This is a genomic window from Methylobacterium sp. AC315, from assembly GCF_979253755.1.
Genome location: NZ_CEEDEA010000036.1, coordinates 21,753 through 30,806 on the forward strand (window position 1 = coordinate 21,753; position 9,054 = coordinate 30,806).

Here is a 9,054-nt window from a genome sequence, read left to right on the forward strand (position 1 = left end):
GCGTCGGGGCCGCTACAGCTACGTATTCAGGGCGCATTCAGTGCCCTCGGCGCAAATCTCCTGGCAATGCGCTACGCCATCGCCCTCGTTGCCATCAGCCTGACCGCCGCGGCCCTCGCCGCCAGCGGCCTCGGCTCCATGGCCGATGACGGACCGGCCTCGCAGACGTCCCAGGTGGCGGACCCGACGCCCCTGCGGATCGAGTCCTGCCTGTCGCCGGCCGACATGCGCGAGGAGGTCGGCGAGCGGCGGGTGATCGCCCCGGTGGCGGCGATCCGGGCGGCCCGCACGGTGATCCCCCGGGCCGAGATCCAGCGCGCGAGCCTCTGTCGTCACGCCGACGGCCTCGTCTACATGCTGACCGCCTTGCGCCGGGACGGGCATTTCGTGCACGTGATCGTGGATGCCCGCACCGGCAAGGTCGCGGGCCAATACTGACCGGGCTTCACACCCGCAGTGGAATGGAGTGAGCCGTGCGACTGCTCGTCGTGGAGGATGACCGGGACATCAACCGGCAGGTGGTCGCGGCGCTGGAGGAGGCCGGCTACGTCGCCGACAAGGCCTATGACGGCGAGGAGGGCGGCTATCTCGGGGAGAGCGAGCCCTACGACGCGATCATCCTCGACATGGGCCTGCCCAAGGCCGACGGCGTCTCGGTGCTGCAGAAGTGGCGCCGGGCCGGGGTGAAGACCCCGGTGATCATCCTTACCGCCCGGGACCGCTGGTCCGACAAGGTCGACGGCTTCGATGCCGGCGCCGACGACTACGTGACCAAGCCGTTCCACATGGAGGAGCTGATGGCCCGGGTCCGGGCCCTCCTGCGCCGGGCGGCGGGCCACGCCTCCAGCCAGATCGCCTGCGGGCCGGTCACCCTCGATACCCGCTCCGGCAAGGTGTTCGTGGACGGCGCCCAGGTGAAGCTTACCAGCCACGAATACCGGCTGCTCTCGTACCTGATGCATCATACCGGCCGGGTGGTCTCCCGGGCCGAGCTGACCGAGCATCTCTACGACCAGGATTTCGACCGGGATTCGAACACCATCGAGGTGTTCGTCGGGCGGCTGCGCAAGAAGCTCGCCGTGGACCTGATCCAGACCGTGCGCGGGCTGGGCTACCTGGTGGATCCGAACCAGCCGCCGGCGCGGGTGTGACCGCGGTGCCGGCGCCCGGCACGCTGCCGGCCGTGTTCATGCGCGGCGGCACCAGCAAGGCGCTGATGCTGCATCGCCGGGACGTGCCGGGCGACCTCGCCGCCTGGGAGCCGGCCTTCCTGTCCGCGATGGACAGCCCCGACCCGTTCGGCCGCCAGCTCAACGGCATGGGCGGGGGCGTCTCCTCGGTCTCGAAGATCTGCGTCGTTGAGCCGTCGCGCCGGCCGGATGCCGACATCGACTACACCTTCGTGCAGGTGGTGGTCCGCGACGGGCGGATCGACCTGTCTGGCAATTGCGGCAACATGCTCTCTGCGGTGGGCCCCTTCGCGGTGGACGAGGGCCTCGTGCAGCCCGCCGACGGCCCGGTGCGGTTACGGATCTACAACACCAACACCGCCAAGCGGATCGAGGCCGGCTTCGCGGTCCGGGACGGGCGGACCGTCTACCGCGGCGACCTTGCAATCCCCGGCGTCACCGGCACGGGCGCGCCGATCCGCCTCGATTTCGTCGATCCGGGCGGCGCAACCACCGGGCGGCTGCTCCCGACCGGCTCGGTCCGGCAGCCGCTCGACGTGCCGGGCCTCGGCCGGGTCGAGGTCTCGCTGGTGGACGCGGCCAACGCCTGCGTGTTCGTCCGTGCGGCCGATCTCGGGCTCGCCGGCCGCGAATTGCCCGCCGCGCTGGAAGCCGTGCCCGGCCTCCTCGACCGGCTGGCGCGGATCCGCCTGGCCGCCTCGGTGGCGATGGGCATCGCGCCGGATCTCGACGCCGCAGCCCGGATCGTCCACGTGCCGTTCGTGGGCCTGGTCGCGTCGCCGCTGGATGCGTCCAGCCTGTCCGGGGCGGCGATCAACGCCGACGATATCGACCTGACCGCCCGGGTGATCTCGAACGGGGTGCCGCACCAGGCCCTGCCGCTCACCGCCACCCTGTGCCTCGCGGTGGCCGCCCGGATCGAGGGCAGCCTGGTCCACGAGGCCGCGCGCGCCACCGGGGATGGCGCCCTGCGCGTCGGCATGCCGTCGGGCATCCTCACTGCCGACGCCACCGTTTCGCGGGATGCGGACGGTTGGCGTGCGGAGCGCGGCTCGTTCTTCCGCACCGCGCGGCCGCTGATGCGGGGCGCGGTGTATTACGATGCGGTGACGCCGGTGTGAGTGCGGTTGTCCCGATGAAAACCCTGATCGGCCTCTTCTCCCTGCGCCGCCGTTCGATCGCGGTGCGGCTGGCCGTGTCGGCGTTCCTGTCGAGCTCGGCGATCCTGCTGATCGCGGCCTGGATCCTCACGACCCTCTACCGGGAGACCACCGAGCGCGCCTTCGACAGCCGGCTCCTGGTCTTCACCAACAACCTCGCCACCGACTTGGTCTCGCCCAACGATCCCGAGAGCCGGACCTTCTCGCTCGGCGATCCGCGCTTCGATCTGCCCCTGTCCGGCTGGTACTGGCAGGTCGGCAAGCCGGACGCGAAGCCCCGGGACCTGCGCACCTCGCGCTCGCTCGTCGGCGTGCCGCTGGGGCCCGCCACCGATGCCGACGGCAAGGTCGGGGTCGGGCAGATCCGCCAGGGCTACGGCAAGGGCCAGGACGGCCGCCTGCTGCGGATCATGGAGCGCGACGTCGATCTCGGCGAGGAGGGTCGCTACACGGTGCGTGTCGCCGGCCCGGCGGACGAGATCGTCAACGACGTCGACCGATTCCGCAATTCGCTGACGATCACGTTCGGGCTGCTCGGCCTGTCGCTGGCGATCACCACGCTGCTTCAGATCCGGTTCGGCCTGGCGCCCCTGAAGAAGATGCGTGCCGCGCTCGGCGCCGTCCGCCGCGGCGAGGCCGACCGCATCACCGGTACCTACCCGCGCGACATCGCCCCGCTCACCGGCGAGGTGAACCTCCTGATCGAGACCAACCGCGAGATCCTGGAGCGCGCCCGCACCCAGGTCGGCAACCTCGCCCACGCGCTGAAGACGCCGCTCTCGATCATCGTCAACGAGGTCGGCGCCTCGGACGCCCCCGAGGAGCTGTCGCAGAAGATCCGCGAGCAGGCCGCCGTGATGCGCGACCAGGTGAACTATCACCTCGACCGGGCCCGTGCCGCCGCTTTGGCCGGCACGCTCGGCACCTCCACGGAGGTCGAGCCCGCGCTGGCCGGCCTCGTGCGGACCTTCGGGAAGATCTACCGAGACAAGGACATCGCCTACGACGTCCACGTGCCCCCGGGCCTGCGCTTCCGGGGCGAGCGCCAGGATTTCGAGGAGATGGTCGGCAACCTCGTCGACAACGCCTCGAAATGGGCCCACGGCCAGGTCGCGATCCGGGCCGAGGCGGTGGCCCGGAACGATTATCCCCATCTTCTGATCGCCATCGAGGATGACGGCCCCGGGCTGCCCACGGAGGCGCGCCAGGCCGTGCTCGGCCGGGGCCGGCGCCTCGACGAGTCGAAGCCCGGCTCGGGCCTCGGCCTGTCCATCGTGGCGGATCTGGCCGCCCTGTACCGGGGACGCTTCACCCTGGAGCAGGCGGCCCTCGGCGGCCTGCGGGCGGTGTTGGAGGTGCCGGGTGACGCGCCGGTCGGGCCGGCCAACCATTGATGGTGCGTGCGTGGCGGCGACGGGCGGTGTGTTGACGCTGCCGCTCATCCGCAGTGTCATCGCTGCAAAGGTTGCCTCGCCGGTCCCGCTGCGGAATCAGATCTTGGCGTTCGTGTCCGTGATCTCCGGGGTGCCGGCCTTATTGAGCGTCGAAGCTGAGGACGCCGCGTCCCACGTCGTTCTCGTGCCGGTGGCCTATTGCGCTGTGACTGACAGGCTGGTCCAGGTGGAGTCCCGTCTGACAGACACGCAAGCGGTCCTGTGGCGCCGCAAGCTCACACGGTTTCACGAATTCTCCTTCACGATCCTGGTCGTCAGCCTCGCCGACGACACGCCCACCTACGAGACGCAGGACAGGACGTACGCGCGACCGTACCTGCCGGACGCGTGCCGGCCCTTCGTCATACCAATCGTCGCCGCGAGCTTGAGAGCGCTCGTTGCACATGTGCGGCCATGGCTGATCTACCGCGTCACAAAGTCCCGATACCCGCCGGAGAAAGCGCTCCGGAAGGATCTCTTCCTGACGCGGACGCTGGAAGACGAAGGATATGCCGTCATCGAGACGGGATCTGATCCTTGGGACCGAAGGTTTTGGATTCTCAGCCGCGCGTTGACAGGCTGAAGCCGGTGTGGAGGATACTGGTCGTCCAGGAGAATGCCATGGCTATCGGCCTGCGGGATCCGCGCGGCGACGATCTCTACGTCAGCGATCGTGTCTTCGACGGCGTTCGTTCCCGAGACGCTGGGACGACGGCGCGTGACCGCGACCGGGCGCTGAAGCAGCTTGAGCGCCTTCGGACGGATCGGCGGCCAGGCACCGGCAAGCGCCCCTGATCGCGGCGATGTTCACGGACTTTGTGTTCGTCGACCCCGCACGAGCGGGGTTTTTTATTGCTTTTGCGGAACCGGCCCCGCAAGCGAAGGTCCGCGCCGACAGATGTCAGCGGCGAAGAGGTTCGTCCATCAAGCGGACTCTTGCGTTACGCATTCCCCGACTGGACCACGGCAGAGTTTCCGAGTTTTGATGACGGCGATCTGGTTCATCCTGGCGGGCATGACCGCTGCGGCCGTGCTCGGCCTGCTCTGGCCGATGTCGCGGCGCACGGCCGTTCCGGTGGGCGAGGGCGGCATTTCCAGCGTCGATACCGAGACCGCGTTCTACGAGGACCAGATCGCCGAGATCGACCGCGATCTGGACCGCGGCCTGATCGCCCCGGACGAGGCCGAGACCGCCCGCGCCGAGGCTGCCCGGCGGCTCCTGCGGGCCAGCCGCGATGCGCGGCGCGACGCCGAGGATGCCGGCGCGGACGAGGCCGCGCGTCCCGCCGAGCCGCGGCTGCGCCGGCGCCGGGCGGCCTCCGCCTTCGCGCTGTCCACGATTCCGCTGGTCGCGCTGATCGCCTACGGGCTCTACGGTTCGCCGGAACTGCCGGCGCAGACCGACGCCGACCGGCAGGCCGCCCGCGGCGGCACCGAGGACCTGATGAAGGCGGTCGGCCAGATCGAGGCCCGTCTCGCCCGCGACCCGAACGACGCCCGGGGCTGGGCCGTGCTCGCCCCGGTCTACATGCGGACCGGCCGGTTCGACGACGCGGCCCGCGCCTTCGCCAACATCGCCCGGCTGAAGGGCGAGACCGCCGACGTCCTGTCCGATTGGGGCGAGGCCCTGGCGGCTGCCGGGGAGGGGACCGTCACCCCCGAGGCCAAGGCCCTGTTCGAGAAGGCCCAGGCCAGGGACCAGAACGCGCCGAAGCCCCGCTTCTATCTCGCGCGCGCAGCCGAGCAGGCCGGCGATACCGCCGAGGCGATCCGCCAGCTCTCCGCCCTGGAGGCCGCCAGCCCCGCCGACGCGCCCTGGCTCGGGCTGGTCCGGCAGAACCTGGCCCGGCTCAAGGGCGAGGCGGCGCCGGCGGCCGCGCCTGCGGCGCCCCCGAAGATCCCGGCCGAGCAGCAGGCGGCGATCCGCGGCATGGTCGACGGGCTCGACGCCCGGCTGAAGGCGGGCGGCGGCACGCCGGACGAATGGCTGCGGCTCACCCGCTCCCGGGCGGTGCTCGGCGAGCGTGACCAGGCGATCGATGCCCTGGCCCGTGCCCGGGTGGCTCTGGCCGGCAATCCGCAGGGGCTCGCCCAGGTGGAGGAGGGCGCCCGCATCCTCGGCCTCGATCCCACCAAGCCGGCGGCTCCGGCGGCCTCCGGTTCCATGACCGGTTCCATGGCCGGACCCGCCCCGCGGTCCGATGCCGAATCGGCGGCTGCCGCCATGCAGGCGCTGTCGCCGGCCGAGCGCGACGCCGCGATCCGCGGCATGGTCGACGGGCTCGACCGGCGTCTCGCGGCCCGGGGCGGCACACCCGACGAGTGGCTGCGGCTCGTGCGCTCCTACAGCGCACTCGGCGACCGCGATCAGGCGATCAAGGCCCTCGACCGCGCCCGGATGGCGCTCGCCACCAACGCGGATGCGGTGAGCCGGCTCGACGGGCTCGCCCGGGAACTCGATCTGACCGCCAAATCCAATCCCTGACGGCGCCGAGGGGCGCCACGCGGCTGTTCGTACGACAATCGGTCCTGCCCGACGCCCTTGACCGGCGCGGCCGCCGGGCCGACACCCTCAAGTCTGGAATGAGAACGGTTTAGGTCTGCTCGGGCCAAAGCCCGTCGGATCCCGGGGTGGAAGAATCGTGACGCGCAAGAGCCGCCGCCTGATCCTGATCACTGCCTGCGGCAGCGTGCTCGCGCTAGCCGTGGGGCTGATCCTGTTCGCCATGAGCGGCTCGATCGTGTTCTTCCGCTCGCCCACCGACATCGCCCAGCAGGGCATCGCCCCCGGGACCCGGATGCGGCTCGGCGGCCTGGTGAAGGACGGCTCGCTCCGGCGCGGGCCCGACCAGACGGTGGATTTCGCCGTGACCGACACCAACGCCACCGTCGAGGTCCAGTACAAGGGCCTGCTGCCCGACCTGTTCCGCGAGGGGCAAGGCGTGGTGGCCGAGGGTATGCTGGAGCCGGGCGGCCGGTTCCGGGCCGACACGGTGCTGGCCAAGCACGACGAATCGTACATGCCCCGGGAGGTCGCCGACGCCCTGAAGGCACAGGGGCGCTGGCAGGAGGGGGGCGAGAAGGGCGGCGCCAAGGTCGCACCGAAGCCCGTCACCGCCTCGAACGGCGGGACCCTCGGCCCCCGCAGTGAGCGGTAAGGAAACCGGATGATCGTCGAGACCGGCCATTTCGCGCTCGCGCTCGCGCTGGCGATCTCCCTTGTCCAGATGGTGATGCCGGTCTGGGCGGCGCGCTCGGGCGACCCGGCCCTGCGCCAGGCCGCCTCGCAGGCGGCCCTGGGCGCCTTCGCGTGCGTGCTGTTCGCCTTCGCGGCCCTGACCTGGGCGCACGTCACCTCGGACTTCTCGGTCCAGAACGTCGTCGAGAACTCGCACACGCAGAAGCCGCTGATCTACAAGTTTTCCGGCGTCTGGGGGAACCACGAGGGCTCGATGCTCCTCTGGGTCCTGATCCTGACCCTGTTCGGCGCCTGCGTGGCCGTGGCCAAGAATTCCGTGCCGCCGCGCTTGCGGGCCAACACGCTCGGCGTGCAGGGCCTGATCACCTTCGTGTTCGTGCTGTTCATCATCACGACCTCGAACCCGTTCAGCCGCGTGGTCCCGGCGCCGCTCGAGGGCAACGACCTCAATCCGCTGCTGCAGGATGTCGGGTTGGCGATCCACCCGCCGCTCCTCTACGTCGGCTATGTCGGTTTCTCGATCAGCTTCGCCTTCGCGGTCGCCGCCCTGATCGACGGGCGGATCGATGCGGTCTGGGCGCGGGCCGTGCGGCCCTGGACGCTCGCAGCCTGGTCGTTCCTGACGCTCGGCATCGCGATGGGCTCCTACTGGGCCTATTACGAGCTCGGCTGGGGCGGCTGGTGGTTCTGGGATCCGGTGGAGAACGCCTCCCTGATGCCCTGGATCGCCGGCACGGCGCTGCTGCACTCCACCGTGGTGATGGAGAAGCGCGACACCCTGAAGGTCTGGACGGTGCTGCTCGCCATCCTGACCTTCTCGCTGTCGCTGATCGGCACCTTCCTGGTCCGCTCCGGGGTGATCACCTCGGTGCATTCCTTCGCCACCGACCCGACCCGCGGCGTCTTCATCCTGGCGATCCTGATCCTGTTCATCGGCGGCTCGCTGACGCTGTTTGCGTGGCGGGCGCCGCTGCTGCGACAGGGCGGCCTGTTCGCGCCGATCTCCCGGGAGGGGGCGCTCGTCCTCAACAACCTGTTCCTGGTGGCCGCCTGCGCCACGGTGCTGGTGGGGACGCTCTATCCGCTCCTGTTGGAGATGCTGACCGGGGAGAAGATCACGGTCGGGCCGCCCTTCTTCAACGCCACCTTCATCCCCCTGGCGATTCCGCTCCTGCTGATCGTGCCCTTCGGCCAGGCGCTCGCCTGGAAGCGCGGGGACGTGCTCGCAGCCTCGCAGCGCCTGTTCGCGGCGCTCGCCGTCGCCCTGGTGGTCGGCTTCGCGGTCCTGGCTTTCACCTGGGGCGGCCCCGTGATGGCGCCGGTCGGGATCGGGCTCGGCGCCTACCTGCTGATCGGCTCGGCGCTGGAGATCGTCTCCCGGGCCCGGGGCTTTGGCTCCAGCCGGACGCGCGACCTCGGCCAGATCGGGCGCCGAGCCATCGGCCTGCCGCGCTCGGCCTGGGGCACGGCGCTCGCCCATGCCGGCGTCGGCGTGGTTGTGATCGGCATCGCCGCGCAAGGGTGGGCCACCGAAGGGCTGGCGACGCTCAAGCCCGGCCAGACCCTGTCGGCCGGCCCCTACACGGCGACCCTCGACCGGCTTGCGCCCCGGGCCGGCCCGAACTACGAGGAGGCCGCGGCCTTCCTGACGATCCGGACCCGCTCGGGCGACGAGGTCGGCCGGGTCGAGACCGGCAAGCGCTTCTACCCGAGCCGCAAGATGTCGGTGACGGAATCCGGCCTGCTGACCATCGGGGCGAGTCAGGTCTACGCCAGCCTCGGCGAGATCGGCCAGGATGGCGGCGTCGGCCTGCGCCTCTACTACAAGCCGCTGGTGCTGATGATCTGGCTCGGCGCGGTCGTGATGGCCTTGGGCGGCGGGCTGTCCCTCACCGACCGCCGGATGCGCGTCGGCGTGCCGGCCAAGGCGCGGGCGCGGGCGATGCCCCACGTTGCCGCGGTCCCGGCGGAGTGATGGGTCGGGACATGACCTTGGGCGCCATCGGCCGCCGCGCAGTCCCTCCCCCCTCTGCGGGGGAGGGTGGGCCGGCCGTCAGGCCGGGTCGGGAGAG

At 70.9% G+C, this 9,054-nt stretch carries 8 protein-coding genes; all 8 read left to right on the forward strand.

From position 1 onward, the window contains the following. Positions 1–66: 66 nt before the first annotated feature. Entirely contained in the window at positions 67–438 is a 372-nt protein-coding gene (locus AC0IY0_RS27470; RefSeq protein ID WP_147908029.1) for a PepSY domain-containing protein, read from the forward strand. Positions 439–473: 35 nt separating this feature from the next. Then, positions 474–1,151 (forward strand): response regulator transcription factor, encoded by a 678-nt coding sequence (locus AC0IY0_RS27475; protein ID WP_007565778.1) that lies wholly within the window; start codon positions 474–476, stop codon positions 1,149–1,151. Continuing rightward, a complete protein-coding gene (locus tag AC0IY0_RS27480; RefSeq protein ID WP_471766255.1) occupies positions 1,148–2,311 on the forward strand; it encodes a PrpF domain-containing protein in 1,164 nt (387 codons plus the stop codon). Before AC0IY0_RS27475 ends, AC0IY0_RS27480 begins: the two co-directional genes overlap by 4 nt. 14 nt (positions 2,312–2,325) lie before the next feature. Then, positions 2,326–3,744: a sensor histidine kinase gene (locus AC0IY0_RS27485; RefSeq protein WP_471766256.1), complete on the forward strand. Its 1,419-nt coding sequence runs from the start codon at positions 2,326–2,328 to the stop codon at positions 3,742–3,744. Next, positions 3,713–4,366 (forward strand): hypothetical protein, encoded by a 654-nt coding sequence (locus tag AC0IY0_RS27490; RefSeq protein WP_471766257.1) that lies wholly within the window; start codon positions 3,713–3,715, stop codon positions 4,364–4,366. The genes AC0IY0_RS27485 and AC0IY0_RS27490 overlap by 32 nt, the downstream gene beginning before the upstream one ends. A 402-nt stretch (positions 4,367–4,768) precedes the next feature. Next, positions 4,769–6,268, forward strand: a complete 1,500-nt coding sequence (ccmI, locus tag AC0IY0_RS27495; protein ID WP_147940199.1) for a c-type cytochrome biogenesis protein CcmI — start codon at positions 4,769–4,771, stop codon at positions 6,266–6,268. Between the two features lie 157 nt (positions 6,269–6,425). After that, entirely contained in the window at positions 6,426–6,941 is a 516-nt protein-coding gene (gene ccmE / locus AC0IY0_RS27500; protein ID WP_461229973.1) for a cytochrome c maturation protein CcmE, read from the forward strand. A gap of 9 nt (positions 6,942–6,950) precedes the next feature. Beyond that, entirely contained in the window at positions 6,951–8,957 is a 2,007-nt protein-coding gene (locus AC0IY0_RS27505) for a heme lyase CcmF/NrfE family subunit (RefSeq protein WP_471766258.1), read from the forward strand. Positions 8,958–9,054: the final 97 nt, after the last annotated feature.

Coding starts and splice junctions, on each gene's coding strand:
- AC0IY0_RS27470 (WP_147908029.1), top strand. CDS start 67: ATGCGCTACGCCATCGCCCTCGTTGCCATCAGCCTGACCGCCGCGGCC.
- AC0IY0_RS27485 (WP_471766256.1), top strand. CDS start 2,326: ATGAAAACCCTGATCGGCCTCTTCTCCCTGCGCCGCCGTTCGATCGCG.
- ccmI (WP_147940199.1), top strand. CDS start 4,769: ATGACGGCGATCTGGTTCATCCTGGCGGGCATGACCGCTGCGGCCGTG.
- AC0IY0_RS27505 (WP_471766258.1), top strand. CDS start 6,951: ATGATCGTCGAGACCGGCCATTTCGCGCTCGCGCTCGCGCTGGCGATC.